Genomic DNA, 16,660 nt, shown 5'->3' with positions numbered 1-16,660 from the left:
CTCCCGCGTGGGTGTCTCCAGCACCTCTGGCCCCTGCGCCCAGCAGCCGGGAGAAATCGGCATTAACACTCATGCTTATACCGCCGCCTCGATCAGCGCTGCGGCCTGAGGCAAACGCAGTTGTCCGGAGATCAGGCGGGGTAAGAGGGTGTCGCGGAGTTGGGTAAGCAATGTTGCACGCTCTTCATTCTCATGGATGGTTGATAGCAAAGGAGAAACAACATCTGAAAACGCCATCAATAGCGACTGAGATGGAAGCACAACGCAGTGCTCCTCCAGCGCATCCCTCGGCAACGCCAAGACGGTGGTACCAGTTGCATACCCTACTGCACGTTTCCTAAATACGGCCTGCTGGAAAGAGAAGAAGAGGAAGTCTCTTATCTGGTTACCGAACCTCTCTCCCACTTCAACCTTGAACACATGGTGAGAAATGAACCCTGGCTCCATGCCACTTGGAACCAATAGTGGCCGACCAAGAATATCTCGCTGCTGCGTCATATCAGTGTTGGCAATAATTAAGTCACCTGGATAAACCTGATGCTTAGGCTTGTAGTCACCGACATACCTCTTGACCTTCTGAAACGCATAAACCCTCGGCTTATTGAAGCAGCCGAGATTGAACATATAAGCCCCCTCTCCATCCGCCAGACCATCTCCCTTGTATGAGCACCCCTTCTGGAATGCACACAACTGCCTCAACGGAAGAACTTCCCACCCCTTCGGTACCGAGCCCAGTTCGGACTCTTCGAAGCTGTCGGGGAACAGAGCTGCGGTGGCGGCGTCCATGCTTTCCGGCTGTAGGCCTTCGACCTTAGCGCGCACGGGGTCGAAATCGACGAACCAGGATTTGAACAACGCCTGGGCGATGGCGTCCAAGGTGGCGTTGGTTTCGCGTTGCAGGGTGATGCGGGCTTCTATGCCATCAAGTATCTCGGCAGCTTCTCGCTGATGCTCTATCGAAGGAAGAGTAATATGAAGACGTTTCTGATCAGTAAGACTCAGGTATGGGGCCATATCAGTCGACCGGCACATTGCCTGAAGTTGAGATTCGAACTCTCCTCCCCGAGACCATGCCCGCAAGAACCCCTGACATAACACAGACTCATCTTTAGAGCGCCAGAAGCTAAGATGCGGGGAATATACAAACTCAGGCATACCCTTGGTCACAAACGCAATGCGCCCGGTGCTATTACCTTTTGTTGTGACCACAACATCGCCCAAAACAGATAGCTTGCCTCTGAGTTTCGAATTATCAATTGCTTTAAAATGATCCACGCCATCGAAGTCAATATGGGTATCTCGAACATGCCCAGCGCGTAAAAAAATCAAGCCATCTCCGCCCAACTCATCATTCTTCGCACGATAGCCATCACCGATCTCCAACACTCCCTGCTCAATCAGTTTTGAGAAAGATCTCGTCACTGTGAGGCGCTCACAAGAATCACGGGCACCAAAGTCAGAACTCATACCCCAGCCCTCCCAGCTTCTGCCGGATCAACTGATCGAGCTCTGCGCCCCTGGCCATCTGCTCACCGAGCCTTTCCGTGAGCTTCTGCATCTTCTCGGCAAAGGCTTCGTCATCGTCTTCCACCTCTTCTGCACCGACATAGCGACCGGGGGTGAGCACATGGCCGTGCTCGGCAATTTCCGCCAGCTTCGCGCTGCGGCAGAAACCTAGGATATCCGCGTATTCGCATACTTCTCCGTCTTCGTCCAGCGGCTCGCCGCGCCAATTAGCCACGGTCTGCGCAATGCGCTCGATATCCGCATTGGTCAGTTCGATCTGCACGCGGCTGACGCTGGTACCGAGCTTGCGCGCGTCGATAAACAACACTTCGCCGGGGCGAGCGGTTTTCTGCTTGGCCAGGAACCATAGACACGCAGGAATCGGGGTATTGAAGAACAGCTGGCCCGGCAGCGCGACCATTACTTCCACCACGTCGGCCTCGACCATCGCGCGGCGAATGTCGCCTTCGCTGTTCTGGCTGGAACCCATCGAGCCGTTTGCCAGCACGATGCCGGCGCGACCGTTGGGTTTGAGGTGGTAAAGCATATGTTGCAGCCAGGCATAGTTGGCGTTGCCTTGCGGCGGAGTGCCATAGACCCAGCGCGGGTCGCCCTCCAGACTGCCGTGCCACCAATCACTGACGTTGAACGGCGGATTGGCCAGCACGAAGTCGGCACGCAGATCCGAGTGCTGGTTGCGGACGAAGGTATCCGCCGGCTCCTTGCCCAGGTTAAAGTCGATACCGCGAATCGCCAGGTTCATCGCCGCCAGGCGCCAAGTGGTGGGGTTAGACTCCTGGCCGTAGATGGATACGTCGCCCAGCTTACCGCCGTGGGCTTCGATGAACTTCTCCGACTGCACGAACATGCCGCCCGAGCCGCAGCAGGGGTCGTAGACCTTGCCATGATGCGGGTTGAGCACCGCCACTAGCGTTTTCACGATGCTGGCCGGGGTGTAAAACTGCCCGCCCTTTTTGCCTTCGGCGCTGGCGAACTGGCCGAGGAAGTATTCATAGACTTGACCGAGCAGGTCACGCGCCTTGCCGACATCGTCACCGAAACCGATAGTGGAAATCAGGTCCACCAGCTCGCCGAGCTTGCCGTCCGGCAACTGGGCACGGGCGTAGCGCTTGTCGAGAATGTTCTTCAGCTTGGGGTTTTCCGCCTCGATGGCGGCCAGGGCCTCGTCGATGCGCTTGCCGATATCCACCTGTTTGGCGGCGGCACGGATCGCCTCCCAGCGAGCCACTTCCGGCACCCAGAACACGTTGACCTCGCGGTAGTAGTCGCGGTCTTCCAGCTCGGCGTTGAGCGCCTCTGAGTCGTCTTCGCCCAAGTAGTAATCGTCATTCTCGTCGGTCAGCTTGCGTTCCAGCTCGGCACGGCGGCCGGCGAAGCTGTCGGAGATGTACTTGAGGAAGATCAGTCCGAGCACGATGTGCTTGTACTCGGCAGCATCCATATTGGCGCGCAGCTTGTCGGCGGTGGCCCAGAGGGTTTTCTCCATGGCCTCGATACTGGTGGCAGCCTGTACTTTGACCGCCTTGGCCTTACTGGTTGCCGCTTCGACGACATAGCTGGTGGATGCTTCGGCCACTGCCGGCTCGAAACGCTCACGCGCCTTGCTCAGCGCCTGCGCCGCCAGGCTGGCACCTGCGGCCTGGGCGCGCAGCACGGAGCCGCCACGCCCGCGGCCTTTGACCAGCACACCCTCACCGATCAGCGCGTCGCGCGATTCCCAGAATTGCTCTTCACTCAAGCCGGTGAACTGGCTCTTGAGTCGCTCATAAAGGGCCTGATTGCCGATGCTGCCGCCATCTTCCGGTACTGCTGCCAGCAACGCCTGGGCCAATTCACTCATGTATAACACTCCCATACCGTCCACAATCAGATGGGCCGGCCAATACTCAAACGGGCAATGAACAAACGAGAGGGAACCTGAGAAAGCCTCAAAACAGCGCTTTAATGCACCGCTTCATTCAGAGAGCCATCCCTGGACCACGCAAGCTGCCATCACTTTGCAATGCGCGCCACCTTATCGGCTGGCAGAGCACGGGTAAAGCGGTGGCCTGATTTCCAGGGGCATTTCTGAATACACCACACGAGGAGCCCCAGACCTGCGAGCCCAGGAGCAACAATCAGCAGCGCGTCCATTTGCTTGATAGATTCGGCCCCGATTCGTTTTTGGGGGCGGTTCTCAAAACGCACCGTCCATCGGAATCCAGATCACGCAGCGTTCCAACTGGTATTCCAAACAAGTTGACCAATCAATTATTAATCAGACAAAACAGTTAGATATCGACTCGTTTCAGATTGCCCCGGCAAATCAGGAACTTTGCGCCCCACAAGTGCCTTGTGTATTAACAAAAAACACGCCAACACCAAGCCGCCCCACCTGCCCCCCCCAAACAACCCCCCCTCTACCAACCGACAAGCAACGACTACCCCTGCACCTCCCCCCCCCGCCCACCATCACAAACCGGAAAATTCAACCCTTGTTCAATAATTCGGAAAATCTCATCAAGCAGATCTGAGTAAGCCGCCGAAGCATTCCTCTTCCACAGGTCGTGAGCGGCGATGTGTGCATAGTCCAAGGCCCAGACAAGCACATTCGGGCGAATGTCCTGCGCCGGATCCGTGCCCATTCGCCGGGCGATCAGCGCGACGACCGAGTCGCGCCTGCCGACGCAATTCTGAAGGTTCTTGGCCCTGACCAACGGGTGGCTGCGCAGCAACTCCTGCAGCGTCATGAAGCGATCCGCGTTGAAACCGTACGATCCGTTCTCACACCCGCGGACCACCTCGACCGCCGCATGGTGCAGGGCAGTCAGCGCGGGCTCGTGAGGGGGCCTTTTCGACAAGGCGGCCATGAAGTCCTGATGCTCGGCCTCTTGGTAGTCGAGCACCACATCCTCCTTGGAAGCGAAATAGCGAAAGAAGGTGCGCGTGGACACGTCGACCTTCTCCGTGATGTCTTCGACGCGGGTCTCATCGAAACCTTTCACGGCAAAGAGCTCATAAGCCGCGGTTATGAGCGCTTCACGCAGTTGCAGCTTCTTCCGTTCGCGACGACCCACTTCCTCTTTTTCCGGCACACCCGCTCCCCCGCATTCGGTCTAAGACCTTTGGACAATTGAACATTATTTCCTCTTTATGACATTTGCGCAATTTTATTAAATTTCACTCACGAAAATGTGTCTCTTGACACAAACTGTCAGCGAGCGACATTATTCGCGCGATCTCAGGAAGCGAGCCGGATCAACCCGGCGGATTTCCTGGGCAAGGGAGCTACACGGTGCAGTCCTCCGTAGGAATCAACCATCTAAAGGGAGTTAGGGTTATTCATGAACGTCGCGATCAATGCCAGCAATCCGGCCCTCCACGAATCGGTGTCATTGAGCCCCTTCGCCCTTGATGTCTGGGTGGAAGCGCAACGTGGGCTGCCGAACCATCAATTCACAGTGGCACTGAGCCTGCGTCTGCCGCGGGCGGTGGGCCTGGAAACGCTGCGCCAGTCTGCCTACCAGGTGATGCAGGACAACCCTGTGTGCACCCGCCTGCACATCCAGCGCGAAGGGCTCGCCGAGGCGCTGCTGCAGGCCGGGCCGTGCGTCGTGGAGCAGTTCGAATTCGTCGATCAGGCCGGCGCGCAAGCCTTCTTCGACGAGTGGGCGCGCAAGGTCTGGGACCTGTCCGGCGAACCGCTGGTCAACGTCACCCTGGGTCAGTCGCCGGATCACACCTGGCTGATGCTGCGTGCCCATCACATGGTGGCTGACAGCTGGGCGCTGGACGTACTGGCTCGCAAGATTCTCGATGCGCGCGATGGCGGCAGCCATCGGCTGCGTCAGGCTGCGCAGCATGCCAGCAGCACCGCATCGCTCGCGCCCGCCGAGTACGACCAGGCCATCGAGCATCTGGCTGGCCGTCAGGGTGAGACGGTGCCGATGCTGTTCGCCAAGACCGGTGCCAGCTGCTCCACTGCACCGACCTATCGCCGCGCGTTCCGACTGGCCGCGGCCGATGTGCAACATGCGCTGGAAGGCGGCATCACGCCGTTCATGAGCGTCTCGGCGGCGCTGGCCGTGCTGCTATCCTGCCAGTACGGCAGCGAGCGGTTTTTCATCGGTGTGCCGTTCCTCAACCGCGACAGCGATAGCATCACCGACATCGAACAGCGCGCCAACACCCTGGCGCTCGCGGTCGAAGTCACCGAGCAGCAGACCTTCCGCGAGATCGCCAACGCGATCAAGCACGAGGCGGCGTGCCTTCAGAAACACCAGTCGCTGCCGTATGGTCGGCTGGTGTCGGCACTGGCTCGCTCGGGTCAGCCACGGCAACTGTTCGACGCCACTATTTCCTACCTGCGCTACCCGGCGCACCACATCGACGGCCTGGGGGCGGATGACCTGCGCGGCATCGCCCACGTGCACGAACAGGATGCCGTGGCGATCCACCTCCACACCTACGGCGATTGCGCCGAAGTGCGTGGCGAGGTGTGCCTGAACAGCAGCGCGTTCGCCAATGAGCGTTGCGCCACCGAGTTCCTCGATACGTTCATGCAACTGGTCGAATGCTTCCAGGACCATCTTGACCAGCCTGTGTCGGCCATGAACCTGCTGACTCACGACCAGGCCGAAACCCTGGCGCGCTTCGAGGATGGCCCGTGCGTGCCGTACCAGGAGCACGAGACCTTGATGGCGCTGTTCGAGGCCACCGCAGCCCGTCATCCCGGGCAAAAGGCCGTGGTTTCGCATGATGGCGAGGTGCTCAGCTATGCCCAGCTCGATGCCTGGGCCTCGGCCGTGGCCGTGGCGCTGGAAGACAGCGGCGTTGGCCGTGGCGACATCGTCGCGGTGTCGCTGGCGCGCTCGCCGCGCATGCTCGCCGCGATCTTCGGCGTGCTGAAGACCGGCGCGGCGTACCTGCCGATCGACAGCGAGTACCCGCAGGACCGCATTCAGTACATGCTTGAAGACAGCCAGGCGAAGCGGGTCATTTCCGATCTGCCGCAAGTCATCGCCCATGACGATCCCCGCTGGTTCGACATCGATGCGGTGTCCACCGAGCGCCCGTCCTCCGGCGCCGGCACCAGCAAGGCACGGCCTCGCGATCCGGCTTACGTCATCTATACCTCCGGCTCCACGGGCCGCCCGAAAGGCGTGGTGATCGAGCATCACAGCGTGGTCAACCGGCTGGAGTGGATGCAGCAGGCCCACCCCTTGGACAGCAGCGACGTCATCCTGCAGAAGACGCCGGTCTCGTTCGACGTTTCGGTCTGGGAACTGTTCTGGTGGAGCATGACCGGCGCCAGCGTGGCGCTGCTGGCGCCCGGCGCGCAACGGGACCCCAGGGCCTTGATCGAGGCCATTCGCAAGCAGGACGTGACGATCGCCCACTTCGTGCCATCGATGCTCGAACCCTATGTCCAGGCCTTGCTCGACGATCGCCGGCTGGCGGATTCGGTTCGCAGCCTGCGTTGCCTGTTCACCAGCGGCGAGGCGCTCAGCCCGGCGGTGGTCAATCGCTTCCGCGCGCTGTTCCGCAAGGGCGCCCCTGCGCCGCGGCTGATCAACCTGTACGGGCCGACAGAGGCGACGGTCGATGTGACCTACTACGAGCTCGACCTGGGCGCCCCGAACGATATCGACGCGGTGCCCATCGGTTACCCCATCAACAACACCTCGATCCGTATCGTCTCGCAGCACGGCGTGCGCCAGCCGATCGGTATTCCAGGCGAGTTGCAGATCGGCGGCGTGCAGCTGGCCCGCGGCTATCTCAACCGCGCCGAGCTGACTGCCGAGCGCTTCATCACCGACACCCATGACAACCGTCGCTGGTACCGCTCCGGCGACCTGGCCTGCTGGGCAGAGGACGGCTCGATCCTGTACCTGGGACGCATGGACGGGCAGGTGAAGATTCGTGGCAACCGAATCGAGCTGGGCGAAATCAAGAGCGCCATGCTGGCCCAGGCGCAGATGCTCAATGCCGAAGTGCTGGTGGAAGACGATGAAGTGCGTGGCAAGCACCTGGTCGCCGTCTACGTGAGCCGCCAGCCCCTGGACGAACGCGCCCTGCGCCGACAACTGGCCGCCACCCTCCCCGCCTTCATGGTCCCGGCGCGTTTCGTTGCCCTGGAACATATGCCGCTCACCCCCAACGGCAAGTTCGACCGTGCCCGGGCCTTGCAGGTAGCCGTCGGCGAGACGGTCACCGCACCGACGCAATTGCACGGCGAGCACCAGGCACTGGTTGCCGATATCTGGCGCAGGATTCTCGGCCAGCAGGACATCGCCTGCGATGACGACTTCTACTCACTCGGCGGCGACTCCATCCTGATGCTCAAGGTGCGCTCCGAACTGGAGCGCCATGGCTACGAGATCGACCTGTCCACGCTGGCTGAGCACACCATGCTCGAGACCCTTGCGCAGTTGCTCGAGCAGCATGCCCATGGCGCCGTCCATGCGCGCCAGGCGCTGGCGCCATTCGCCCTGGTGAGCGAGGTGGAGCGCAAGCGGCTGGGCGAGACGTGCATCGACGCCTACCCGATTTCGCAGTTGCAGCTGGGCCTGCTGTTCCACAGCCGCGAGACCCAACGGGCCAGGACCTACAAGGACGTGTTCCGCTACAGCCTCGACTGTGCCTGGGATGAAGCCGCCATGCGCCTGGCTTTGGCCGGTGTGATCGAGCGTCACCCGGCACTGCGCACACGCTTCAACCTCAACGATCTTGGTCGCCCGTTGCAGCTGATCGGCAAGGCGTTGCCCGTGGATGACGTGATGGCGGTGGCCACCTGCGCGCCAGGGCGGCATGAACTCGAGATAGCCCGGCACCTGCAGGCATGGGCCTGCCACGACTATCGATTCGCCGAGGGGCCGCTGTTCAACATCACGGTGTTCCCGGACGCACCGGCAGGCGGCATCGACCTGATCCTGAGCTTCCACCACGCGATCCTCGATGGCGGCAGCGTGGCCAACCTGATGCGCGAGCTACTGCTGGCCTATGCCAACGGTGGCCGCCCTGACTTGCAATACCCGCCGCAAGCGCTGCCCAACCCGTCGCTGTTCGTCGAGGACGAACGCACCGCCATGAGCGACGAAGAGCACCGTCAGTACTGGCGCGGTTACCTCGAAGGCGCGGGCAATACCTTGCCGGTCGGCCTCGCCGGTCACCTCGATGCGCCGGCATCCGGTGTGTTCTCCTACCGCTTCGAGATCGACAGGCAGCTGGACGCCGCCCTGGCTCGGGCGGCCCGCGCTGCGCACCTGCCGATCAAGCTGTACTACCTGGCTGCCCACTGCCTGACGATCGGCGCCATGAGCGGCCTGCGCGAGGTGACCACCGGCGTGGTAACCCACGCGCGGCCGGAAATCGAGCATTCGGAACATATCCTGGGCCTGTTCCTCAACACCCTGCCGCTGCGTGCCGAACTGGAGGGCAGCTGGCAGGCGTTCGTGGAGCGTCTGCACCTGCTCGAAAAGCGCAGCCACAAGCACCGTCGCCTGCCGCTGAGCGTCATCCAGGAAGACAGCCCGTCGGTGACTCTGGGCACCGCCTTCAACTACATCCACTTCCACGTCCTGCACGACGTGCTGGACAAGGCCGGTATCCACATCAGCGAGTTCGACCCGCTGGAAGAAACCAGCTTTGCCATCCTGGCCAACGTGATGCGTGATTTCTCCGGCGAGGGGGTCAGCGTCCGCGTCGACATGGACGCCTCCCGCTATGCCCGCGAACAGGCGCAGGTGTATGCCGGGTTGTTCAACCAGGCACTGGCGGGCATGGCCCATACCCCGCAGGCAGCCGTGGGCGTGGGACGCGCGATTTCCCAGGCTGGCCAGTGGCTCGCCGCAAGCCGCGAGGAGACGTTCGTGGCGGTGCCGCAACGCATCGCCGCGACGGCACGTCGCGCGCCGCAGGCCATTGCGCTGGCGAGCGCCGGCGAACAGTGGGACTACGCCAAGCTGTGGCGCTCGGTGGAGACACTGGCCGCGCGCCTGGTCGAGCAAGGTGTGGCCCAGGGGGATGTGATCGGTGTGGCCCTGCCCCGATCGTTCGAGCAGATCGCCACGGTCGTTGCGATCAGCGCCGTGGGCGCGGTGTGCCTGCCGATCGACCTGGCTTACCCCGCTCACCGCATCGAGCTGATCCTGCGCATGGCCACGCCGAAGCTGCTGGTCACCATGGCCGATGTCGACGGGCTGCCCGACCTGGTGCCCCGCCTGGCGCTCGACGCAGCCGTCCCCGCCGGGCTCACGCCCTGGACCCAGGTCGCATCGATCGAAGCCCAGGATCCGGCCTACATCCTGTTCACCTCCGGCTCCACCGGCACCCCCAAGGGCGTGACCATGCCCCACCGCGGGCTGGGCAACCTGGTGGACTGGCAGAACCGGACGGGCAGCGGCGCCGTGGCATCGACCCTGCAGTATGCGCCGCTGAGCTTCGACGTGTCGTTCCAGGAGATCTTCGCGACGCTCAGCGCCGGCGCCACCCTGCACGTGATCGGCGAGGCCGAGCGCCGCGATCCGGCGGCCCTGCTGCGCTACCTTGACGAACATGCCGTGGAGCGGGTCTTCCTGCCTTACGTGGCGCTGCAGCAACTGGCCGAGACCGCCGCCACCCTCGACCTGTACCCGAGCCGCCTGCGGGTGGTCGGTTCATCCGGTGAGCAGTTGCGCGTCACGCCGGAGATTCGCGCGCTGATGAAACGACTGCCGGCCAGCCTGCTGGAGAATCAGTACGGCCCGACCGAGACCCACGTGGTCACCCGCTACACCATGAGCGGCGACCCGCAGCATTTCCCGGCGCTGCCACCGATCGGACGGCCGATCGATGGCGTCGGCCTGCTCATCCTCGACGCCGCGGGCGAGGTCCTGCCGGATGGCGTGCCAGGGGAGATCTGCGTGTACGGCCAGGCATTGGCCGCCGGCTACCATCGCGCGCCGGAAATGAGCGCCGAGAAGTTTGTCGCGCAGCCCCATGTGCCCGGCCGTGTCTATTACCGTACCGGCGACATCGGCATCCGCTCGCTGGGGGGTGACGTCATCAGCCTGGGCCGCAACGACAGCCAGGTGAAAGTGCGCGGCTATCGGGTGGAACCTTCGGAGATCGAACTGAAGATCCTCGGTTTCTTCCAGGCCCTTGGCGAGCCGGTCGAAGTGGCGGTGATCGCTCGCCCGCGCGACCAGCTCGATGCCTACCTGGTCGCCTATCTGGTGGGCCAGGCGGCGCAGCGGCCCGAGCACCTGGACGCATTGCGCGGCGAACTCGCCGAACAGTTGCCCGCCTACATGGTGCCGACCCATATCGTGGCCATCGAACGCATGCCCACCACCCCCAGTGGCAAACGCGACGACGCCGCCTTGCGCGCGCTGCCGTTGCAGGTGGACGGCGGCCAGGACTACCGCGAGGCGCAGGGCGAGTACGAAGCGCGGCTGTGCCAGCTGGCGGCCGAGCTGCTGAAGATCCCGCGCATCGCTCCCGAGCAGAGCATCTTCGACTGTGGAGCCACCTCGCTGACGGCCATGCGCCTGGTGGTGCTGGTGGAGAAGCTGTACGGGATCAACGTGCCACTGTCAGCGTTCGTCAGCGCCCCGACCATGGAGAAACTGGCGCTGCTGATCGAACGCCACGGCGGCGAATTCAAGTTCGACCCTCTGGTGCCGCTGCGTCGCACGGGCCTTCGCAAGCCACTGTTCCTGGTCCACCCCATGGGCGGCAACATCCTGTCCTATCTGCGGATGCTGCCGCACTTGCCAGAGAACCAACCGTTGTATGCCCTGCAGGCGTCCGGGGTGGACCTGGGCTCGCAGCCGATCCCCAGCGTCGAGGCGCAGGCGGCCTTCTACATCGCCTCGATGCGCGCCGTCCAGCCGCAGGGGCCGTACCTGATCGGTGGCTGGTCGTATGGCGGCTTCGTCGCGTTCGAGATCGCCAACCAGCTGATCGCTGCCGGCGAGCAGGTGGACAACGTGCTGGTGCTCGACACCATGGCGCTGAGCGACCAGGCCAAGGGCAAGGCCAGTGACGACGGCCTGCTCAGCTGGTTCTTCTGGGAACTGCTGTGGACGTCGCGTGGTTCGGAGCTCCCCGTGCAACTGGTACCGGCTCATATCGAAAGCCTGCAGGAGCGCTTCGACTTCATCACCGACCACGCGATCTCCATCGGCGCGATCCCCGAGGGCAGCACCAAGGCCGTGATGCAGCGGTTGTTCGAGGTGTATCGCAACAACTGGGATGCGGCCACGGAGTACAACTACCAGTCCAAGCGCCCGGCCCTGGACATCACCCTGGTGCGTGCCCGCGAGCCACTGCCAAGGATTCTGCGGGAGATGCACGACACCATTCGCAGCGAGTACAACGACCCGCTCAATGGCTGGACCGGCAAGACCTCTGGCAAGGTACGCCTGGTCGAGGTCGACGGTGACCATCTGACCATCATGGAGGAGCCCTATGTCGGGCCTCTGGTCAAGGCAATCATGGATGAAATTCAACGAGGGAACGAGCAATGAGCGGTAAACCTGTCGCACTGATCATCGGCACCGGCATCGGCGGGCTGTCCGCCGGCATCGCCTTGAAGAAGGCGGGCTGGGCGGTCAGGCTGTTCGAGAAGTCGCAGACGCTGCGTGCATCCGGGTCGGGCCTGTCGGTGATGTCGAACGCGAGCGCGGCCATGAAGAAGCTGCTGGATATCGACCTGGGTCTGGAGCGCTACGGCGCACCGATCCTGGACTTCGAGATTCGCCACAGTTCCGGGTTGCTGCTCAAGCGCCTGCCGTTCCAGGAGATCGCCGAGGCGCAGGGTGCGCCGAGCGTATGCATCTCGCGCCAGCAGCTGCAGCAGGCATTGCTGGACAAGCTGGGCGAAACGCCGATCCACCTGGGCAAGCGCTTCATGGACTTCACCCAGCAGGAGGACGAGGTGCAGGTGCGCTTCGAGGACGGCAGCATCGAGCGCGGCGACATCCTGGTGGGCGCCGATGGCTACCACTCCCCCGTACGCCAGGCCATGGGGGTGCACAGCGTGGTCCAGGAGGCGGGATACATCTGCTGGCTGGCGCTGGTGAAGTACAGCCATCCACAGATCACCCCAGGCTATGTCGTGCACTACTGGGGCAAGGGCAAGCGGGTCGGCATCATCGACATCGGTGGTGGCTGGGTCTACTGGTGGGGCACGGCCAACATGCCCAACCATCAGGCCCAGTGCTGGCAAGGATCGAGCGCGGATGTCGCCAAGGTCTACAGCGGCTGGCCGCCGATCGTCGCAGACATCATCCACAGCACACCGAGCGAGTCGATCATCACCGTCGATGCCAAGGACCGCTCGTTCCCGGACACCTGGTCGCAAGGGCGCGTGACACTGCTTGGCGATGCCGCCCACCCGATGCTGACCAGCCTCGGTCAGGGCGCCGGGCTGTCGATCGAGGATGCCGCGGTGCTGGGGCATGTGCTCGCGGACGGGGCCGATCCCGTAGCCGCCCTGGCGCGTTACCAGACCCTCCGTCAGCCCCGGGCCCGGACCATCGTCGATGCCTCGCGGGCGCTGAGCGAAGTGGAGCAATACGACCGCTTCGTTCCACGCCTGAAACGCGACATCGGCATGCTGCTGGCGCCGGCCAACAGCATGCGCGAGCGCTTGCAGGCCTCGCTGCTGTTCGACGACCGCGCCGTGCTGAGCCAGTAATCCAGCCATCACCAGACAAGGAACTGTCATGAGCAAGAAAACCGTACTCGTTACCGGCGCCTCCAGCGGCCTGGGTCATGCCGCCGCCCTGATGCTGGCGGACAACGGCTTTCGCGTCTTCGCCGCGGCACGCCACATCGAGGGCGTATTCGCCAATGTCGAAGGTATCGAGCCGATCAGCCTGGATGTCAGCTGCAGTGCTTCGGTCGCTGCCGCGTTCGAACGTATCGACCAGGCCTGCGCCGAACAGCCGTTGTGGGGCTTGGTGAACAACGCCGGGATCTGCGTGCCCAGCCCCCTGGAACTGCTGAGCGCCGATGAACTGCGGCGCCAGCTGGACACCAACGTGATCGGCCAACTGCTGGTCACCCAGGCGGCCTTGCCGCATCTGCGCCGCAGCGGTGGCCGGATCGTCAACGTCACGTCGGGCCTGGGCAGTATCGCGGTGCCCTACCTGGGCGCCTATTCCATCGCCCAGTTCGCCAAGATGGCCTTCAGCGATGCCCTGCGCCGTGAGCTGGCACACTCCGGGGTCAGCGTCAGCGTGGTCCAGCCCGGTGCGATCAATACGCCGATCTGGGGCAAGTTCAGCAGCACCGGGCAGCAGGTGCTGGCCCAGGCCGACGGCGAGACCCGGAAGATCTACGGACCGTCGTTCAGCACCTTCCTCGAGCAGAGCGAGGCGCTGGCGAGCCAGGCCAGCACCAGCGAAACGGATTTCGCCCGCACCCTTCTCGCCGTGCTCAGCAGCGCCAGCCCGGACACCCACTACTGCGTCGGCGCCGATGCCGCCGAATTCGTCCAGATGGCGCGAACCCTGAGCACTGGCGATCTGGACGCGCTGTTCACCGCTCAGATGCCGACAGCGCAAGCCTTTGCCGAGGTCGCGCAAACGAGCGACGCGCCATGAATGCGCGCAAGCTCAAGGCATGGCAGGCGCAGCATGCCGCCATGCTGCGCCAGGCGGTCGAAGCGACGCGCACACGCCAGCCTTACCAACCCTATTCCGATGAGATGGTCGACTACGACAACGCACAGGTCGAACAAGGCGCCTATCGCTTCAAGCGTCTGCTGGGCGCGCCATTGCACATCGAACCCGAGCCACAGTCCGGGGGCCAGGCGCGCTGGGCTGGCGCCGAGCGCTCGCCATACGGCTTCGACCTGGGCATCAGCTACCGGGTCGAAGACTTCGAGGTGCTGGCGCGCAAGGCGGACAAGGCCATGCGCAAGTGGCGCCAGCTCGACGTCGAACTGCGCAGCGCCTTGCTCTGCGAGGTGATCGCAAGGTTGCATGCCGACACCTTCCTGTTCGCCCATGTCGGCATGCATACCAGTGGACATGGCCTGTTCATGGGCTTCCACGCCAATGCCGTGCATGCCCAGGCTCGCGCGCTGGAGTCGGTTGCCGGTGTGCTGGCAGTGTCTCGCGAGCTGACCTGCCAGTTCGAGGCGCCACTGGTGGTGGGGCAAGGAGAGCGACAAGCACTGTCACGGGACTTCGCGGCCATGCCCACGGGGCTATCGCTGGTCTTCGCGGGCCAAGTGGTACCGACCTGGGGCGCCTACCCCGGGTTGTTCGCGTCCCTCGCGGCGGGCTGCGCGGCAATTGTCGTCCCCCATGGCAATGCCGTGCTGCCGATGGCCCTGACCATCAAGACGATCAAGGCCGCATGCGCGCAGGTGGGCGTACCGCACGATATCGTCAACCTGTTCTACAGCGATGAGCTGGGCGCCTATCGACAAGCCGCGCTGCACCCCGACGTGCGCCTGATCGACTACATGGGCGGCGCTGAATTCGGCGGCTGGCTGCGTCAGCATGCGTGGCAGGCGCAGGTCATGACCCAACAGAGCGCGCAGACGGCGGTGGTCCTGCATTCGACGGCAGACTACGACGGCATGCTCGACAACCTGGCCTTTGGCCTGTGCTCCTATTCCGCGCAGCTGTGCACGTCACCGCAGACCTTGTATGTGCTGCCCGAGGGCATCGGCCTGGTCGACGGCGTGGTACCGGTTGAGCAGTTCGAACGCGACCTGGTCGCACGGATCGACCAGGTGCTCGGGCGCTTCTCCAGCCCACGCGAACTGCTGGGGGCCCTGGTGGCAGCGACGAGCCTGAGCGAAATCCGAGCCTGTGAAACAGCGCGCTTCGCCCGGGTGCTGCGTCATGCCGAGGAGGTGCGCGACCCCGACTATCCACAGGCCTGCATCGTCACACCTTCGGTGATCGCCGTCCGCCAGGGGTTTGCCAGCAGCGTCGATCACTACGCCCGGGAAATACGCGGGCCGGTTTCGTTCATCATTCAGAAGCCCGACCTGCGCGCCCTGCTCGCCGAGCTGCGCGAGGTTGGCCAGCACCACGGCGCGCTCGGCCTGGGCCTCTATACCCTCGATTCCGGGGTGGAGCATGCCCTGCGCCAGGTCTCCCAGGAGATGGGCGTGCTGTTGTCGATCAACTTCAGCAAGAACTTCTACATCAGCCAATGCGCGGTGTTCACCGACATCCACGGCGGCAGCACAGGAGCGGCGGCGAACGTCACCTATGGCGCGCCTGCGTTCTACCATGCCCGCCTGCGTGTGACCGAGCAGAGGAAGCTGTTGTGAACTGCCGGCCCGTGACCCAACCGACGCCCATGTGGCCGTTCCGGCAGGAGGCGCTGCCTGGTCTGGCGATGTTCGCCCTGCCCCTCGACGGCTACGAGCCGCCGTGTGACGCGGTGCTCATGGACAGTCGCTGGCTGGGCCAGGCACTGCCGCTGCGGCGCCGCGAGTTCGCCGGTGGCCGGGTGTGCGCCGCGGCCGCACTCACAGCGCTTGGCCTCCTCGACGACTGGCTGCCGATCGCGCGGCCGTACCGTTACGCCCTGTTTCCACCGGGGGCCGTCGGATCCATCGCGCACAACCGGAGCCTGGCGCTGGCGTGCGCGGCCGATGCCGACTGTTTCATCGGCGTGGGGATCGACATCGAGGAGGTCGTCTGGCACCCCGAGCTGGTCGAGATGGCCGCGCACGTGATGCACCCGGACGAGCACCAACGCTTCGAGCGCATGGAAGGCTTGCAGGCGCTGCAGTTCTTCTACCTGTGTTTCAGTGCCAAGGAGTCCTTGTACAAGGCGTTGTTTCCGCTGTGCCATGTCGATCTGGAGATGAGCGAGGCCGAACTGGTGAGTTGGGATGCCCAGGGCCGCTTCGTCTTGGCCCTGCGTTCCGAGCGGCTGGGCGAACGCTTTGCCGATGGCCATGACTTCCACGGCTTCTGGGCAACGCAGGAAGGCACCTTGTTTACCATGATCCCGCTCGAACAGACCACGTCGACCGCCTCGAACCGGCTGTACGCCTGCGGTTGACGGCACGCACCGATTGTCGGTGCAAACGGCACATGATAGTGTTCTTTATTCATACATTCTGAATGTATGATAAGCATGGCCGGCCATGTACGGCCGCAGGGAAGTTTCAATGATCCGTGGCGCCACG

The 16,660-nt window shown here is 63.3% G+C and carries 8 protein-coding genes; 5 read left to right on the top strand and 3 right to left on the bottom strand.

Features of this window, described 5'->3' with window-relative positions:
• Positions 1 to 75: 75 nt before the first annotated feature.
• From N7422_RS11670 to N7422_RS11660, 3 genes are all read right to left on the bottom strand, one after another.
• Entirely contained in the window at positions 76 to 1,467 is a 1,392-nt protein-coding gene (locus N7422_RS11670) for a hypothetical protein (RefSeq protein ID WP_279806678.1), read from the bottom strand.
• Entirely contained in the window at positions 1,457 to 3,367 is a 1,911-nt protein-coding gene (locus N7422_RS11665; RefSeq protein WP_023107197.1) for a class I SAM-dependent DNA methyltransferase, read from the bottom strand. Before N7422_RS11665 ends, N7422_RS11670 begins: the two co-directional genes overlap by 11 nt.
• Before the next feature lie 580 nt (positions 3,368 to 3,947).
• On the bottom strand, positions 3,948 to 4,601 hold the full coding sequence (locus N7422_RS11660) for a TetR family transcriptional regulator (RefSeq protein ID WP_279806677.1): 654 nt from the start codon (positions 4,599 to 4,601) through the stop codon (positions 3,948 to 3,950).
• A 249-nt stretch (positions 4,602 to 4,850) separates the two neighbouring features.
• On the opposite strand from N7422_RS11660, the gene N7422_RS11655 reads away from it, so the two are divergent.
• The 5 genes from N7422_RS11655 to N7422_RS11635 are packed head-to-tail and all read left to right on the top strand — an operon-like array spanning position 4,851 to position 16,533.
• Positions 4,851 to 12,017 (top strand): non-ribosomal peptide synthetase, encoded by a 7,167-nt coding sequence (locus N7422_RS11655; RefSeq protein WP_279806676.1) that lies wholly within the window; start codon positions 4,851 to 4,853, stop codon positions 12,015 to 12,017.
• A complete protein-coding gene (locus N7422_RS11650) occupies positions 12,014 to 13,189 on the top strand; it encodes an FAD-dependent monooxygenase (RefSeq protein ID WP_279806675.1) in 1,176 nt (391 codons plus the stop codon). Before N7422_RS11655 ends, N7422_RS11650 begins: the two co-directional genes overlap by 4 nt.
• A 28-nt stretch (positions 13,190 to 13,217) precedes the next feature.
• Positions 13,218 to 14,099 (top strand): SDR family oxidoreductase, encoded by an 882-nt coding sequence (locus N7422_RS11645; RefSeq protein ID WP_279806674.1) that lies wholly within the window; start codon positions 13,218 to 13,220, stop codon positions 14,097 to 14,099.
• Positions 14,096 to 15,790 carry an aldehyde dehydrogenase family protein gene (locus N7422_RS11640; RefSeq protein ID WP_279806673.1) on the top strand — a complete coding sequence of 565 codons (1,695 nt, stop codon included), beginning with the start codon at positions 14,096 to 14,098 and terminating at the stop codon, positions 15,788 to 15,790. The genes N7422_RS11645 and N7422_RS11640 overlap by 4 nt, the downstream gene beginning before the upstream one ends.
• A gap of 11 nt (positions 15,791 to 15,801) precedes the next feature.
• Positions 15,802 to 16,533, top strand: coding sequence for a 4'-phosphopantetheinyl transferase superfamily protein (locus tag N7422_RS11635; RefSeq protein WP_279806672.1), 732 nt, complete (start codon positions 15,802 to 15,804; stop codon positions 16,531 to 16,533).
• Positions 16,534 to 16,660: the final 127 nt, after the last annotated feature.

The sequence above is a fragment of the Pseudomonas sp. GD04091 genome, assembly GCF_029836165.1.
In the GTDB taxonomy this organism is placed as follows: Bacteria; Pseudomonadota; Gammaproteobacteria; order Pseudomonadales; family Pseudomonadaceae; genus Aquipseudomonas.
The sequence above is the reverse complement of the archived record's forward strand: the minus strand, read 5'-3'. Positions and strand labels throughout refer to the sequence as shown.